Consider the following 16,223-nt stretch of genomic DNA (forward strand, 5'->3'; position numbering starts at 1 on the left):
TCAATACTGGCCGCTGCGGAGGCGGGCGATGCGGTCGGCCGTGGGCGGGTGCGTGCTGAACAGGTTCTTGAACTGGACCTTGCGACCGGTGAGCGGGTTGATGATGTACGCAGTTGCTCGCTGCGGACTGACGTCCATCGGCACCTGGTTCGCGTAGGCCTCGATCTTCTCGAGCGCGCGGGCAAGGGGCTCGCCGTCGTGCACCAGGTGGGCGCCGCTGGCATCGGCTTCGTACTCGCGGGAGCGGGTCAGCGCTCGCTGGAGGAGGAAGGCCGCGAGGGGCGCCAGGATCATCATGAGCAATGCGCCGATGATGTTGTCTTCATCGGAGAACCAGAACGCCATGCGCGCCACGAACGTGATGGCCAGGGCCACGGCTGCCGCCACCGATCCGATCAGGATGTCGTAGTTCTTGACGTGCGAGAGCTCGTGGGCGAGCACGCCGCGGAGCTCGTCACGGTCGAGCACCCTCAGGATCCCTTGCGTGACACACACTGCCGCGTGCCTCGGGCTCCGCCCGGTGGCGAACGCGTTGGGTTGCGCCTCCGCGGACACGTAGATCTTCGGCATGGGCATGCCGGCCGCGCTCGTGAGCTCCTCGACGATCTCGTAGACCTCGGGCAGCTCCTCACGGGTGGCCGGCTGGGCGCGCGCCGCCTTGATCGCGAGCTTGTCGCTGAACCAGTAGGAGCCGCCGCAGAACAGGAGGCCGAACGCGAGCCCGATCAGGAGCCCGGTGGAACCGCCCAGGACAGCGCCGATGCCCATGAACAGGGCACCGAGGAGCGCCAGGAGGACGGCCGTCTTCGCTGCGTTTCTCATTGTCCTCACCTCGTCGGGATCGGGAAGATCCCGGTTACCCCTGCAACGCTACGCGCTGCCCCTCGCGTTCCCGCCACGACCCCCAATCAGTCGTAGTACCCCGAGTGGAAGTAGATACACGGGACGCCTTCGGCGCGGAACATCTCGACGTTGCGGCGGTCGTCCTCGATCGCGAGCCGGAGGTCGAACCCGTACCGGCGGAGGTCCCACACCGAAGCCTGCTTGAAGTCGCGGGCGTAGTCGTAGTCGCCCCATGGCCGCATGACGAGCAGGTCCCACCGGATCCTGTAGCGGCGCAACCACGCCTCGGTGAGGTGGTGCACCCGCTCCGGGCGCGCGGTGAGCAGCAGGATCCGCAACTCGGGATCGAGCAGATCGAGGAGCACCTTGACCTCTTCGATGACCTCGTCGTCGCCGCAGGCTTCGAAGAACGCGTCCCAGTCTCGGCGCGGCCGCTCGAGGTAGTGCTGACGGCTCGCCGCGTCGGAGAGCACGCCGTCGAGGTCGACGATCGCGCCCGGCCCGGGCTCGACGGCGCCGTCGTGCCACGTCCAGTGCTCAGGTGCGTAATTCGGAATCGTCAATCTTCGTCGGCCGGTGCCGTCGCGAGGTAGCGCGACTTGATGCCTTCGACGACAGAAGGGTCGGCGAGTGTGGTGGTATCGCCGAGCGCTTGGTCTTCGGCCACGTCACGCAACAACCGACGCATGATCTTGCCCGACCTGGTCTTCGGCAGATCCTCGGTGAAGAGGATCTTCTTCGGCTTCGCGATGGGGCCGATGGTGTTGCCCACGTGGTCGCGCAACTCGGCGACGAGCGCGTCGCTCGCCTCGCGGCCGCCGCGGAGGGTCACGAACGCGCTGATCGCCTGGCCGGTGGTGTCGTCCTTCGTGCCGACGACCGCGGCCTCGGCGACCGCGGGATGCCCCACGAGCGCGTGCTCGACCTCGGCGGTGGAGATGTTGTGCCCCGACACGAGCATCACGTCGTCGACCCGGCCGAGCAGCCAGAAGTAGCCGTCTTCGTCGCGCTTCGCGCCGTCGCCCGCGAAGTACCGACCCTCGAATCGACTCCAGTACGTGTCGCGGTAACGCTCCGGGTCGCCCCAGATGCCGCGCAGCATCGCCGGCCACGGTCGCGTGAGCAGCAAGTAGCCGCCGCCGGGGATCGGCACCGATTCGCCCGCGTCGCTCACAACGTCGGCACCGATGCCCGGGAGCGGGAAGGTCGCGCTCCCGGGCTTCAACGTGGTCGCGCCGGGCAACGGGCTGATCATGATGGAGCCCGTTTCCGTTTGCCACCACGTGTCGACCACGGGGCAGCGCCCACCACCGATGTACTGCCAGTACCAGACCCATGCCTCGGGGTTGATCGGTTCACCGACCGTGCCGAGCAGACGCAGCGAGGACAGATCACGCGACTCCGGGTACTCCGATCCCCACTTCATGAACGTACGGATCGCGGTGGGCGCGGTGTAGAGGATCGTGACCTTGTACTGCTCGATGATCTGCCAGAGCCGGTCCTTCTCGGGGAAGTCGGGCGTGCCCTCGTAGATCACGCTCGTCGTGCGGTTCGCGAGCGGGCCGTACACGATGTACGAGTGGCCGGTGACCCAACCGACATCAGCCGAACACCAGTAGACGTCGGTATCGGGGTGCAGGTCGAAGACGTGTTGGTGCGTCCACGCGACTTGCGTGAGGTAGCCGCCCGTCGTGTGCATGATGCCTTTGGGCTTCGCGGTGGTGCCGCTCGTGTAGAGGAGATAGAGGAGGTCTTCCGAGTCCATGTGCTCGGGGTCGCAGTCACTCGACTGTTGCGGCACGAGGTCGTGCCACCACACGTCGCGCCCCTCTGTCATGGGAACGTCGTGTTCCGTGCGGCGCAGCACGAGCACCTTCTCGATCGACGGGCACTCGCCCACCGCGGTGTCGGCCGTCTCCTTCAGCGGCACGATGCTCCCGCGCCGCCACGCGCCGTCGCCGGTGATGAGCACCTTGGCCTCGGCGTCCTGAATGCGGTCGCGCAGCGAGTCGGCCGAGAAGCCGCCGAACACCACCGAATGCGGCGCGCCGATCCGCGAGCACGCGAGCAGCGCCATCGGCAGCTCGGGCACCATGCCGAGGTAGATGTTGACCCGCTCACCCTTGCGAACGCCGAGCTCCTTCAGCGCGTTGGCGAGACGGCAGACGTCGTCGAGCAGCTCTGCGTAGGTGATGGTGCGCGTGTCGCCCGGTTCGCCCACCCAGTGGTACGCGACCTGCTCGCCGTGACCGGCCATCACGTGGCGATCCAGGCAGTTATAGGACGCGTTGAGCTTCCCGCCGACGAACCACTTCGCGAACGGGAGATCCCACTCGAGGATCGTGTCCCACTCCTGATACCAGTCGAGGAGCTTCGCCGCCTGCTGCGCCCAGAACCCCTCGTAGTCGACGTTGGCCTCGTCGTAGATCTCGGCGTCGACGATGAGCGCGTCCTGCTTGAACGACTCGGACGGTCGGAACGTGCGTCCCTCCTCGAGCAAGGACTCGATCGTGTCGGACATTGCGTTGACCCCCGGGATGCACAGCTCGCGAACCTGCGTCGACGACCGACGCTATACGACGGCTGTTGGCGAAAGTTCGGGAGTGGGGTCAGCCCGCCCGGAACACGAGGACGCGGTGGGCGCCGAGACCCGCCGGGTCGAGCAGCGCGGCAGCCTCGGTGACCCGGCTGCGGTGCCGGAGCGCCTCGAGGTCGCCGACGTGCGCGCGTGCGTCCCACTGCGCACGTGCATCCGCGACGAGCTCCTCCACGCCGAGCTCGCGCAACCACTCCGCCTGCGTGCACTCTCGCTCCAACGTGAGGCCGGCGGCGCTCGCCGCATGCACGAGATACTCGAGCGGAACGTCGGCGGTGATGTCCTGTTCGCCGGGCGCGACGATCGGTGACGCGCCGCGCCGATGTTCCCGGTAGGTGCGCAGCCAACCCGCTTGGCCGCGCTCCATCAGCTCGGCCGCGGATGCGGCGTAGTCGACGATGAGCAACGTGCCACGCAGCACCGCCGCACATCCGAGCAACCAGTCCCGCGCGCCGGTGGGTACCGGCAACCGCGTCCCGACGGGCACGTCGCCCGACGCTACGTGATCGGCCTCGGTCGCGAGCGCGGGCGCGGCGGGAATCACGTCTTCCTCGAACGCGTCTTCCGTGATGCCGACGCGCACCTCCGACCAGCCGTCAGCGCTGCGTTCGACGACGCGGAACGGGAGATTGTCGAGCAGCTCGTTCGCCAGCACCACGCCGGTCAGCGGCACCGCGGGGAGCTCACCCAGCGACGTGGCGATCGGCCCGACATCGGCAACGGGCGCGGGTGGGCCGTCGCCGTCGGGGATCACGGGCCCGAGCGCGTCCTCGAAGGGTTCGAGCACGAGCAGCTCGCGCTGCTCCGCGCGCAGCGCTTCGGAACGCTCGACGAGCACGTACCGCAGCGCCGGGCCGCACCTCGGCTGTGACGCGAGCACGTCGGCCGCGAGCCGTCCCCGACCTGCACCTGCTTCCACCACGAGATACGGGTCCGGTGCGTGCAGCTCGTCCCAGAACTCGTCGAGTGCACGCGCGACGAGTGCGCCGAACAGGGTGCCCACCTCGGGGCTGGTGACGAAGTCGAGGCCGCGGCGGCCCGCTCCCTTCGCACGGGTGAAGAAGCCGCCGTCGCCGTACAAGGCCTCTTCGACAAACGTGTCGAAGGGAATCGGCCCTTCCCGATGAATCCGCTCAGCGAGCCGCTTCGCGAGCGCAGACCTCATCAGAGGACAAGCTACCGGCGCACGCGGCGACGAGCGAAGCGAGTCGCTCGCCAGCCGAGCGAACAATCAGGTGACGGGGAACGCGAGCTCGCCGATGCGGGCGAAGAACTGCGGGTAGATGCCGACTACCACCACAACCGCCGCGGTGAGCCCGATCGCGAGGGTGAGCGCGGCCGGGACCGTCCGGGAGGGCGTGACATCGGCGTACTCGGGCGCGGGATCATGGAACCACATCTCGCGTGCCACCGCCGCGTAGTAGAAGAACGCGATCACCGAGGCGACCGCCGCGATCACGCCCAGCACGATCGCGCTCGGCGTGTTGGCGTCGAAGACGGCGCGGAACATCACGAACTTGGCGAACCACCCCGCGGTCGGTGGTATCCCGGCGAGGGAGAGGAGGAACAGCGTCATCGCGAGCGCGAGACCCGGAGAAGTCTGCCCAAGCCCGGCGTACGATTCGATCTCGCCCGAACGGGTACGGCGTGCCACGGCGATCACCACGGCGAACGCGCCAAGGTTCATCGCTCCGTAGATGAGGATGTAGATCACGACGGCTTCGAACGACGCCACCGCGGCCTGGTTGTCGCCGGCAACCGCGAGCGGTACGAGGATGAAGCCGCCCTGCGCGATCGACGAGTACGCCAGCATGCGCACGATGTTGGTCTGGCGCAGCGCGACCAGGTTGCCGTAGATCATCGACGCCGCGGCGAGGATCCAGAGCGCAGGCTGCCACGAGTCGGGCGACGGGAAGAAGCCGAACGCGACGACGCTGAGCATCGCGACGAAGCCACCCGCCTTCGACGCCACCGACAGGAAGGCGGTGACCGGTGTGGGCGCGCCCTGGTACGTGTCGGGGACCCAGAAATGGAACGGGACCGCGCTCACCTTGAAGGCGAAGCCGCCCAGCGTGAGGAAGATCGCAACTGCGAACAGCGGCGTGGTCTCGCGGCCGGGCGCACTGATGTAGTGGGAGATGTCGCTCAACAGCGTGGAGCCCGTCTCGCCGTAGACGAGAGACATGCCGTAGAGCATGATCGCCGTCGACAGCACACCGATCAGGAAGTACTTGATCGCCGCCTCGTTCGAGCCTTCGTCGTGCTTGCGCCACCCGGCGAGCACGAATGTGGGGATCGTGATCGTCTCCAGCGCGACGAAGATCGACACCAGATCGCGCGATGAAGCCATGACGAGCATGCCGAGCACCGAGGTGAGCAGCAGGAAGTAGAACTCGCCCTGGTAGTAGTCGCCCTCGCTGATGTAGTCGGCTGACATGAGCAACGACACGTACGCAACGACGAGGAAGAAGCCTTCGAGCGCGAGCGCGTAGTTGTCGACGACGAACGCGCCGCCGAAGAGATCGCGTGGGAGCTGCGACCCGTCGGCGGCGAGCGTGATCACGGGCACCAGTGCCGCGAGCACGCCGATCGACGCGATCCGCGACGACGTGAAGCGGGACCGTTCCGGCCAGATCAGGTCGGCCACGAGCACGACGAGGATCGCCGCCGTGAGGACGATCTCGGGCGCGATCGCGTGGAAGTCGACGGAAGGGTTCACCCAAGTGCCCTGTTGATGCCGGCGACGATCTGCGTGACCGCGGGATCGCTGATCTTGAACAAGAGGTTCGGGTAGAACCCGAGCACGACGATGAGCGCGAGCAGCGGGATCCATGCGATCCACTCGGGCCCGTGCACGTCGTGCACATGGAGATCGGCGAACTCGGCGTGGACCTTGCCGAACGCGACGCGCTGGAACATCCAGAGCAGGTACCCCGCGGCGAGGATCGTCCCGATCGCCGCGATCACCATGTACACGCGGAACGTCCAGAGCGTGCCGCTGCTCCCGCCCCACAGACCATTCGGGTTCGCGGGGTCGTACGCGGAGAGGATCGCCGGGAACTCGCCCCAGAACCCGGCGAGCCCGGGAAGGCCGAGTGACGCCATCGCGCAGAACCCGAGTATCCAACCGAGGTGTGGCGCCTGCGTGAGCAGACCGCCCAGCCGGCTGAGCTCGCGCGTGTTGTAGCGCTCCTGGATCGATCCCGCGAGGAAGAACAACATGCCGGTGATGAGCCCGTGCGCAACCATCCCGAACACCGCGGCGTTGATGCCGAAGTCGGTGAGCGTCGCGATGCCGAGCATCACGAAGCCCATGTGCGCGATCGAGGAGAACGCGATCAAGCGCTTCATATCTCGCTGCGCGAGGCAGCCCAGCGCGCCGTAGATGATCCCGATCACGGCGAGGAGCCCGATCCAGGGTGCCCAGGTCTGCGCGGCTTCGGGGATAATGGGGAGCGCGATGCGGATGAACCCGTAGGCACCGAGCTTCAGGAGCACCGCGGCCAGGAGCACCGAACCCACGGTGGGCGCCTCGGTGTGGGCGTCGGGGAGCCACGTGTGGAACGGGAACATCGGCACTTTGATCGCGAAGCCGAGGAAGAGCCCCGCGAACAGCAGCACCTGCGTGCTGTGCACGATGCCGGCACCGTGCAGCTTCGTGAGCACGACCATGTCGAAGGTGTGGACCTCCGACAAGAAGAACAGCGCCAGGAACGAGAGCAGCATCATCGCCGAGCCGAACAGCGTGAACAGGAAGAACTTGATCGAGGCGTACTCACGGTTCGGCCCGCCCCACACTCCGATCATGAAGAACATCGGGAGCAGGACGATCTCGAAGAAGATGAAGAAGAGGATGAGATCCTCGGCCACGAACGTGCCGTTCATCCCGACCTCGAGCAACAGGACGAGGGCGAGGAAGGCCTTCGGGTTGTGCGGCTCCGGGAAGTGGTTCCAGGAGTAGACGACGCACACGACCGTGATGAACATCGACAGGAGGAGCAGCGGGAGCGAGATCCCGTCGATCCCGAGGTGGTAGCGGCTGTGGATCACGTCGATCCAGGGCTCGTTCACGTTGAACTGCAGACCCGGAGCGTCGAAGTCGAAGCGGGCCAGGATCGCGATGCCCACGCCGAGCGTGACGAGTGACGTGAACAGCGTGACGATCTTGATGAGCTCTTCCTGCGCACGCGGGATGAGCAGGATGATCGCCATGCCGACGGCGGGGATGAAGACCGCCAGGGTCAGTGCCCAGTCGTCGAACCAGTCCATCGAATCGATTCCCCTAATGAGCTAGATATTGGGTGAGCTAGATATTGGGTGAGCTAGATATTGGCAATGAGCAGGGCGAGGCTGAGCAGCCCCACCGCCACGAACAGGAGTAACGCGTAGCGCTGCACGCGGCCGGATTGGACGTACCGCAGGAGACCGCCGGTCTCGCCGGTGGCTTCGGCGATCTCGTTCACGGCGCCGTCGACCACCTTCTGGTCGACGACGTCGTACGTAAAGATTCCGAGACGACGCGCGCCGGAACCGAGTGCGTTGACGATCTTGTCGATGACGTGCTGGTCGAACCAGTACACGCCACGCGCGATCGGCCCCTTGATCCCGGCGACGATCACGTTCTCGTAGAGCACGTCGAGGTAATACTTCTTCTCGAGGAACGTGTACCCCGCCCGTGCGAGCGCGTTGCGCTGCGTGAGTCCCTCGAGGGGGCCGCGCTCCTCGCGCCGGAACCAGAAGTACGCGGCGATACCGATACCGAGTGCGGCGAGTGACACCGAGATAAGGGCCTTCGGATAATCGAACTCGGGATGGACGAGCGCCGGGAAGGTGACTGTGGGCTCGACCCAGTCCTTGAACTTCTCGAGGCCGAGCGGCGCGGCGTTGATGAGGCCCGCGACGATCGAGAAGAAGGAAAGGACGACGAGGGGCACCGTGATCAGCGGCTCCGACTCGTGCGGGTGCCCATGCCCGCGGTACTCGCCGAAGAAGGTGAGGTAGATGCAGCGCGTCATGTAGGCCGCGGTGAGGAACGCGCCGACGAGGCCGACCACCATGAACGCGTCGAAGCCGCTCGCCCCCGCAGTCACGAGGATCTCGTCCTTCGACCAGAACCCGGCAAACGGGAAGATGCCGGCGAGCGCGAACGAGCCGATCATGAACGTCCAGAACGTGATGGGCATGGGCTTTCGCAGCCCGCCCATGTCGCTCTTCATGTCGAACGAGTGGTGCGAGCCCGAGAAGCTCACCGACCCTGCACCGAGGAACAGCAGCGCCTTGAAGAACGCGTGGGTAAAGAGGTGGAACACCGCGGCGGTCCAGGCACCCACACCGAGCGCCATCACCATGTAGCCGATCTGGCTGATCGTGGAGTACGCGAGCACCTTCTTGATGTCGCGTTGCACGAACGCGAGCAACGCGCCGATGATGATCGTGATCCCGCCGATGAGCGCCATGAAGTTCACGCCGCCCGCGGCGATCGAGAACCCCTCGAAGAAGACGGGATAGAGCCGCGCGCCGAGGTAGACGCCGGCCACCACCATCGTCGCGGCGTGGATGAGCGCGGAGACCGGCGTGGGTCCGGCCATCGCGTCGGGAAGCCAGGTGTGGAGCGGGAACTGTCCGCTCTTGCCGATGATCCCGATGAACAGACAGATCGCGCCGGCGAGCAAGAGCGAGTGGTCGGCGCCTCTGCTCAGCGCGTACGCGTTCGTGCCGCTGATGCTGAAGGTGCCCGCGGCGAAGAACATGATGATGATGCCGATCATCAGCCCGATGTCGCCGGTTCGGGTCGTGAAGAACGCCTTCAGCGCGGCGTTGGAGTTCTCCTGCTCCTCCCAGAAGTGCCCGATCAGCGCGAACGAGCAGAGGCCGACGCCTTCCCAGCCGACGAGCATCACGAGCGTGTTGTCGGCCACTACGAGCAGGAGCATCGACGCCGTGAAGAGACTGAGCATCGAGTAGTACTCGGTGAAGCGGACCTCTTCGCGCATGTAGGCGACCGAGTAGACGTACACGAGCAACGAGATGAGCGTGACGACGAACAGCATCATCACCACGAGGCCGTCGACTCGAGTGCCCACGGTGAACTTGGCGAGGCCGTTCTGCCACCAGGTGATCGAATTGACGACCGGTTGGACGGCAACCTCGCCGTGGCCCTGCGTCGCGAAGATCCCGCGCCCGAGCGCTCGGAGACCCTCGCTGTGGCCGGTCGCGTTGTCGACCCGGTCGATCCACTGGAAGACCGCGACCACCGACAGCACGAACGACGCACCGACCGCGCCGATGCCGACCTCGGCGCCGCGCAACGGCATCCGCTTCCCGAAGAAGAGGATCAGGAGGAATGAGACCGCGGGAAGCGCGGGGATGATCCAGGCGTAGTCGAGCACGGAGCGGTCAGCCCTTCAACTGGTCGACTTCGTCGAGATCGGATGTGTGAACGTTTCGGTAGATGAGCAGCACGATCGCCAGGCCCACGCCGACTTCGGCCGCCGCGATCGTGATCACGAACAACGCGAAGACCTGGCCGGACACGTTGGACCGATACGCCGAGAACGCGACCAGGTTGATGTTCACCGCGTTGAGCATCAACTCGATGCTCATGAGCACGAGCACCGCGTTCTTCCGTGCCAGCACCCCGTAGATACCGGTGCAGAACAGGAACGCGCTCAGGATCAGGAACTGGTTGAGGCCCACCCCTCAGTCCCTCCGCGCGATCACGACGGCGCCCACCAGCGCGGCGAGGAGGAGCATCGACACGACCTCGAAGGGCACGAGGTAGTCGCGGAAGATGGACGATCCGACCGTGTTGCTGTTCCCGATGACCACGAGGCTGTTCTTCAGCTTGATCTCCTTGCCGCCGTACGCGTCGACGAGGAGCGCCGTGAACACGCCGAAGACGAACAGAGAGACCACAGCCGACGCGATCCACTGCCCGTTGTCGAGGCTGCCCTGGCTGCGCATGGGTGCGCGCGTGAGCATGATCCCGAAAAGGAAGAGGATGACGATGGCGCCGATATAGATGAGCACCTGCACCCACGCCACGAACTCGGCGGCGACGAGGATGTACTGCGCGGCGGCGCCCGCCAGCACGACGACGAGGTACAGCGCCGCGTGCACGACGTTCCGCGAACGAACCACCCCGATCGCGGCACCCGCCATCGCGACCGCGAGAATGTAGAACGCAACGTTCTGCGCCAGCACTATGGCCTCACTCGCTGCGGACCGGGATACCCGGCCCGCCCCCGCTCGTTCGGCTGTGCGCGCTCGACTCCGCTCCGCTCCGCTCGCTCGCGGCGGCAAATCTCCGTGAGCCGGCAGCCGATACGACTACTCATCGTTTGACCTCGGCGCCGATCTCGAGCGGCTCGGGCTCGGGGACGGACTCCATCCACTCACCGAGCGTCTTCTTGTCGTGGAGGAGCTTGGCGATGCTCCACTCGGAGTACTCGTACTCGGGGCTCCAGAACAGCGCGTCGAACGGGCAGACGTCGACGCAGATCCCGCAGTACATGCAGAGTGCGTAGTCGATGTCGAAGCGGTCGAGCACGCTCACGCTGCGCTCACGTCCGCCCTCGCGGCGAGGTGGGCGCTTCTCCTTGTGCCCCTCGATGTAGATGCACCAGTCGGGGCACTGGCGCGCGCAGAGCATGCAGACCGTGCAGTTCTCTTCCTTGAGTGCGATGACTCCGCGCGCGCGCGTGGGTGGGTCTTCGCGCTCGTGCGGATACTGCACGGTGACTGCCGGCTTGAGCATCGTCTTGAGCGTGATCCCCAACCCACCGATCAACCCAGGGAGCTTGGGTTTCTTCATCAGAAGGCGACCTTGAAGATGCCGGTGAGGAGGATGTTGGCCAGGCCGATGGGGATGAGGACCTTCCACGCGAGCGCCTGCAGCTGGTCTTCGCGCAGACGCGGGTATGTGAACCGCACCCAGAACATGAGAAACGCAACCGCCATGATCTTCGCGAAGAGCACTCCGGGGCCGAGGAAGCGCATCACCCCGACCGAGATGCCCCACGACGCGGGAAGCGCCCAGCCGCCGAGGAACAGCGTGGCCGAGATCGCGGCGAACGCGAACGCGGTGCCGAACTCCCCGATGAAGAAGAACAGGAACCGGAAGCCGGTGTACTCCACCATGTAGCCGGCGACGAGCTCGCTCTCTGCCACCGGCATGTCGAACGGCGTCTGGGTGAGCTCCGCCTGCGACGCGATGAGGAAGAGGCCGAACCCGACGAACTGGGTGAGGATGAACGGGGAACCCAACCCGTCCCAGCCGAAGATCGATCCCGTGCTCTGATCGAACACGATTCCTTGCAGGCTCATCGTGCTCGCCTGGATGACGACGCCTACCACGGCGAGCAACAGCGGAAGCTCGTAGGCGATGAGCTGCGCCGCGGCGCGCAGCGCACCGAGCAGCGCGAACTTGTTCGCGCTCGCCCAGCCGGCCATGAGCACGCCGATCACCGAGAGACTCGACACCGCGAGCGCGTAGAACACGCCGACGTTGAGGTCCTTGACGATGACGTCGGGACCGGCGGGGATCACGAGGAACACGAGGAACGTGGAGATCACGACGACCGCGGGCGCGAACGCGAACACGCGCCTGTCCGCCTGACCCGGAATGATGTCTTCCTTCTGGATGAACTTGATGCCGTCGCCGATCAGCTGAAACCAGCCGTGGAACCCGCCGGGGTCCATGGGCCCGAGCCGGCTCTGCATGTGACTCATCACCTTCAGCAGGAACGTGTAGCCGAGGATCAACGCGCCTGCCGGCACGAGCATGAGGATGATGATCGTTTTGAGCGCGAGCGTGGTTCCCCAGCCGACGTCAAGAGCAAGAGTCATCACCGGTCGATGTCCCCGAGGATGAAGTAGAGCGAGCCGAGGATCGTGATGACGTCGGCGACGAACACGCCACGGAGGAGCCACGGCAGGATCGACACGTTGCTGAACGACGCGGAACGGATCTTCACGCGGAACGGGCCGGTCGCACCTCGCGACACCACGTAGTAACCCATCTGGCCGAGCGGGTTCTCGGTCTCCACCCAGACCTCGCCCGCCGGCACCTTGATGATGAGCGGCACCTTGGTCATGATCGGTCCGCTCGGCATCTTGTCGAGGAGCTGGAGCACCATGCGCGCCGCCTCGCGCGTCTCCTGGAGCCGCACCCAGTAGCGCGCGTAGGAATCGCCGTCGGGATGCGTCCAGACGCGAAAATCGAGCTCCGGGTACACGAGGTAGGGCTTGCCGTCGCGGCGAAGATCCCAGTTGACTCCCGACGCGCGCAGGTTGGAGCCCGACACGCCGTACGCCGCCCCGAGCTCGGCCGGAATGATGCCGATCGAGCGGGTGCGCGCTTCGAAGATCTCGTTCCCGGCCACGAGGTCCTCGAACGTGTCGCACGCATCGAAGACGGTCTTCATCGCGGTGCGCGTGTCGTTGACCCAGCCCCAGGGGAGGTCGTCCTTCAGACCGCCGATTCGGTTGAAGTTGGGGTGGAAGCGCCCGCCCGTGGCCGCCTCGATGAGGTTGAGGATGTGCTCACGGTCGCGGAAGCCGTAGAAAGCCGGCGTGAGGGCGCCCACCTGGAGCCCCATCTCGCCGAGGAACAGCAGGAACGTGGCGATTCGGCTCAGTTCGGTGAGCGTGGTGCGGATGTATTGCGCGCGCGGCGGGGCCTGGATACCCATGAGCTGCTCGGCCGCGGCGATGAACGGGACCTCGTTGGCGAAGCTCGACAACCAGTCGATGCGGTTGATGAGCGTGGTGATCTGCGGGTACGTGCGGAACTCCGTGAGCTTCTCATAGCCGCGATGCATGTAGCCGATGATCGGGTCGGCCGAGATCACGCGCTCGCCGTCGAGCCGGACCACGATGCGCAGCGTGCCGTGCGTCGCAGGGTGCTGCGGTCCGAGGTTGAGGATCATGTCGCCCGTATCGAGCTCCACCGACACTCCCGGCTCGCTCACTGCGGGCTGGGGTACCCAGTCGGGAGTGTTGGTTCGCTCCCCCATGCTCGCCGGCGGATTCGTCGTGCTCATTCGGACTCATCCCCTGCTTCGGCCCCCTCGTCAGTGGTCTCCTCCTCGGGCATCGGTTCCACGTCGACGAGGCCGGGCCATGGCTTCACCACACGCGCCAGGAGCGCGAAGTCTTTGCGAAGCGGGTGACCCTCGAACTCGAACGGGAGATAGAGGTGCCGCAGGGCCGGATGGCCGTCGAAGGCAATCCCGAACATCTCCCAGCATTCACGCTCGTGCCAGTCGGCGCCCGGGTACACCGGCACCCACGACTCGGCGAGCAGTCCCTGTTCGTCGATGTCGACCTTCAGCGTGAGACCCCAATGACGCGACGTGGACTGCACGTGCGCGAACACCTGGAAGCGCCCCTCGGACCCGGCCGCGCCGTACGTGACCTCCTGAGGCTGCACCGGGGACGACGTATCGCCGCTGTCCTCGTCGCCCTCCCTGGGCGCAGGGTTCCAGTCGATCGCGGAGATGAACGAGAGATAGTCGCAATCGAGCTTCGTCTTGGCGAACTCCGCGGCGCGGCGCCACGCGTCGCGGCGCACGCGCACAACCGGGTCGCCGAAGCGCGGCTCGTGCTCGACGATCGCGTCGCCGAGCTCGGCCTCGAGGCGCGCGAGCAAGTCGGCGTGGCCGGCGTCGAGCGCGTGCGGATCGACCGAATCTTCGACGGCCGAATCTTCGACGGCCGAATCTTCGACGGCTGGTGCATCGTCCTCGGCTTCGGGTTCGGTGCCGGTCACGTCAGTCAACGACGATCGGCTCCCCGCGCCAGCGCTGCTCGAGCTCGTGGTTACCGATGCCCTCGTTCTGGATGCGCTCCTGGAGCAGCACGATCCCCTGCATGAGCGCCTCGGGCCGAGGAGGGCACCCGGGTACGTAGACGTCGACGGGGATGACCTGGTCGATCCCCTTGGTCACCGAGTACGAGTCCCAGTACGGACCGCCGCAGTTCGCGCACGACCCCATCGAGATGACGTACTTCGGGTCGGGCATCTGCTCGTATAGCCGCTTCACCGCGGGCGCCATCTTGTCGGTGACGGTGCCCGAGACGCAGATGAGGTCGGCCTGGCGCGGGCTCGCGGGGAACGGGATCACGCCGAGGCGCATCACGTCGTAGCGCGGACTCGCCAGCGCGGCGCCCATCTCGATGGCGCAGCAGGCAAGGCCCCACTGGAACATCCACAACGAGTACTTCCGGCTGTAGTTGAGGAGCCAGGTGAGGGGTTTGAGCGCGGGCTTCGAGAGGGTGCCCTTCTCGACTAGGCCCACCGCAGCACCCCCTTGCGCCACGCGTAGACGAGCCCGAGCGCGAGCACGATGATGAAGACGAACATCTCGATCAGGCCGAACACACCCAGGCTCTCGAGGCGCACGGCCCACGGGAAGATGAACACGGCCTCCACGTCGAACATCACGAAGAGCAGGGCGTACACGTAGTAGCGGACATTCGACTGGCCAAAGCCCATGACCGGGTCGGAGCCTGCCTCGTACGACAGGAGCTTCCCCGGTTGGGGGCGGGTCGGGCGGAGCAACCGGCCGACCCCGAGCATCGCTCCGACCATCAAGAGGGCGGCCCCGATGAAGACGGCCACCGCGAGATAATTCCGGTAGAACTCACTCACGCGTGGGCCTCCCGCCCCCTCGCCGGAATGAGGTGTGGGTCGTGGGGGGTTGATTTCGGCCGCAGCATAGCTCCGGCCTTTCCGCGTCGGACGAACCGTGCACGGCACGCGCGAGCATCGGGAGAGTGTCGAGCATCAACGTGCACAGAGAGGGACGAAGCGACCGGTGAGCACTCCGATCAGCCAGCTCCGGCGCCGCGCGGCGCGACCGCCGCGAACCGCCTTCGTGCTCGCCGGCGGTGGCAACCAGGCCGTCTGCCAGGTAGGGATGCTGAAGGCGCTCCTCGAGCGCGACATCGTTCCCGACGTGCTCGTCGGGACGTCGGCCGGGGCGTGCAATGCCGTGGTGATCGCGACGATGCCGAACCTCGCCGGGGTGGAGCGCCTCGCCGAGTCCTGGACGTCGCTCCGTGGCGACGAGGTGTTCCCAGGCGGGCGCCTGTCGCGGGCGTGGAACCTGCTCACCCGCGACGACCACCTCTTCGACAACGACGGGCTGCGGGCGATCATCGTGAAGGGCGGCACCCCCGCGACCTTCGACGAGCTCCGCGTGCCGCTGCGCGTGGTGGCCTGCGACCTCGACTCCGGTGAGGAGGTGGTGTTCGCCGCCGGACCGCTCGAGCCCGCGCTGCTCGCGAGCGCGGCCCTCCCGGGCCTGTTCCCGCCGATCCGCCACGACGGCCGCTTGCTGGTCGACGGCGCAGTGGTCAACACGGTGCCGCTCTCTCACGCGTTGGCAGGGCCCGTCGACCGCGTGTACGTGCTCAACATCGCCGGTGAGCTCCTCCAACGTTCGTTGCGGTCGCCGATCGACGTCGCGATCCGCGCGTTCGCGATCAGTCGCAAGCAACGCTTCGAGGTCGAGCTCCGGAGTGTGCCCGAGAGCATCGAAGTCGTCGTGTTGGAGGGACCGCTCGACGACCGCGAGGTCACGGATTTCTCCGATCCACAGAAGCTGATCGATCAGTCCTACCGGATCGCCGAACGGACCCTCGACGAAGCCGAGATCGCGAAGCGCAAGCGGCTCACGTTCCGCCGCCCCTGGTGGCGCCGATACGCCGGCTAATTCCCTTCATCAAACTGGCGTCGCTCAGCACGGATTATTCATGTCCTGCGACGCCGGTTCGTTCT

The 16,223-nt window shown here is 66.3% G+C and carries 16 protein-coding genes; 1 reads left to right on the forward strand and 15 read right to left on the reverse strand.

Features of this window, described 5'->3' with window-relative positions:
* From WD271_14905 to ndhC, 15 genes are all read right to left on the reverse strand, one after another.
* Positions 1-822 (reverse strand): zinc metalloprotease HtpX, encoded by an 822-nt coding sequence (locus tag WD271_14905; protein ID MEX1009113.1) that lies wholly within the window; start codon positions 820-822, stop codon positions 1-3.
* 86 nt (positions 823-908) lie between these two features.
* Positions 909-1,406, reverse strand: coding sequence for a hypothetical protein (locus tag WD271_14910; GenBank protein MEX1009114.1), 498 nt, complete (start codon positions 1,404-1,406; stop codon positions 909-911).
* Positions 1,403-3,364: an acetate--CoA ligase gene (gene acs, locus WD271_14915; GenBank protein ID MEX1009115.1), complete on the reverse strand. Its 1,962-nt coding sequence runs from the start codon at positions 3,362-3,364 to the stop codon at positions 1,403-1,405. Before acs ends, WD271_14910 begins: the two co-directional genes overlap by 4 nt.
* Before the next feature lie 88 nt (positions 3,365-3,452).
* Entirely contained in the window at positions 3,453-4,604 is a 1,152-nt protein-coding gene (locus WD271_14920) for an SAM-dependent methyltransferase (GenBank protein MEX1009116.1), read from the reverse strand.
* Between the two features lie 66 nt (positions 4,605-4,670).
* Positions 4,671-6,158 carry an NADH-quinone oxidoreductase subunit N gene (locus WD271_14925; protein ID MEX1009117.1) on the reverse strand — a complete coding sequence of 496 codons (1,488 nt, stop codon included), beginning with the start codon at positions 6,156-6,158 and terminating at the stop codon, positions 4,671-4,673.
* Complete coding sequence (locus WD271_14930; protein MEX1009118.1) at positions 6,155-7,708, reverse strand: NADH-quinone oxidoreductase subunit M; 1,554 nt, start codon at positions 7,706-7,708, stop codon at positions 6,155-6,157. The genes WD271_14925 and WD271_14930 overlap by 4 nt, the downstream gene beginning before the upstream one ends.
* Before the next feature lie 53 nt (positions 7,709-7,761).
* Positions 7,762-9,828, reverse strand: a complete 2,067-nt coding sequence (gene nuoL, locus WD271_14935) for an NADH-quinone oxidoreductase subunit L (protein ID MEX1009119.1) — start codon at positions 9,826-9,828, stop codon at positions 7,762-7,764.
* Positions 9,829-9,835: 7 nt separating this feature from the next.
* Positions 9,836-10,135 carry an NADH-quinone oxidoreductase subunit NuoK gene (nuoK, locus tag WD271_14940; GenBank protein ID MEX1009120.1) on the reverse strand — a complete coding sequence of 100 codons (300 nt, stop codon included), beginning with the start codon at positions 10,133-10,135 and terminating at the stop codon, positions 9,836-9,838.
* A gap of 3 nt (positions 10,136-10,138) precedes the next feature.
* Positions 10,139-10,642, reverse strand: coding sequence for an NADH-quinone oxidoreductase subunit J (locus tag WD271_14945; protein ID MEX1009121.1), 504 nt, complete (start codon positions 10,640-10,642; stop codon positions 10,139-10,141).
* Positions 10,643-10,772: 130 nt separating this feature from the next.
* Positions 10,773-11,252, reverse strand: a complete 480-nt coding sequence (locus tag WD271_14950) for an NADH-quinone oxidoreductase subunit I (GenBank protein ID MEX1009122.1) — start codon at positions 11,250-11,252, stop codon at positions 10,773-10,775.
* Positions 11,252-12,286 (reverse strand): NADH-quinone oxidoreductase subunit NuoH, encoded by a 1,035-nt coding sequence (nuoH, locus tag WD271_14955; protein MEX1009123.1) that lies wholly within the window; start codon positions 12,284-12,286, stop codon positions 11,252-11,254. Before nuoH ends, WD271_14950 begins: the two co-directional genes overlap by 1 nt.
* The gene (locus tag WD271_14960; protein ID MEX1009124.1) at positions 12,286-13,368 is read right to left on the reverse strand and encodes an NADH-quinone oxidoreductase subunit D 1; all 1,083 of its coding nucleotides are present in this window, start codon (positions 13,366-13,368) and stop codon (positions 12,286-12,288) included. Before WD271_14960 ends, nuoH begins: the two co-directional genes overlap by 1 nt.
* A 110-nt stretch (positions 13,369-13,478) precedes the next feature.
* Positions 13,479-14,210 carry an NADH-quinone oxidoreductase subunit C gene (locus WD271_14965; protein MEX1009125.1) on the reverse strand — a complete coding sequence of 244 codons (732 nt, stop codon included), beginning with the start codon at positions 14,208-14,210 and terminating at the stop codon, positions 13,479-13,481.
* Position 14,211: 1 nt separating this feature from the next.
* Positions 14,212-14,739: an NADH-quinone oxidoreductase subunit B family protein gene (locus tag WD271_14970; protein MEX1009126.1), complete on the reverse strand. Its 528-nt coding sequence runs from the start codon at positions 14,737-14,739 to the stop codon at positions 14,212-14,214.
* Positions 14,730-15,092, reverse strand: coding sequence for an NADH-quinone oxidoreductase subunit A (gene ndhC / locus WD271_14975; protein ID MEX1009127.1), 363 nt, complete (start codon positions 15,090-15,092; stop codon positions 14,730-14,732). Before ndhC ends, WD271_14970 begins: the two co-directional genes overlap by 10 nt.
* Positions 15,093-15,258: 166 nt before the next feature.
* Between ndhC and WD271_14980 the strand changes: the two genes are divergently transcribed.
* Positions 15,259-16,158: a patatin-like phospholipase family protein gene (locus WD271_14980; GenBank protein MEX1009128.1), complete on the forward strand. Its 900-nt coding sequence runs from the start codon at positions 15,259-15,261 to the stop codon at positions 16,156-16,158.
* Positions 16,159-16,223: the final 65 nt, after the last annotated feature.

The sequence above is a fragment of the Acidimicrobiia bacterium genome (assembly GCA_040880805.1).
GTDB lineage: Bacteria > Actinomycetota > Acidimicrobiia > IMCC26256 > DASPTH01 > DASPTH01.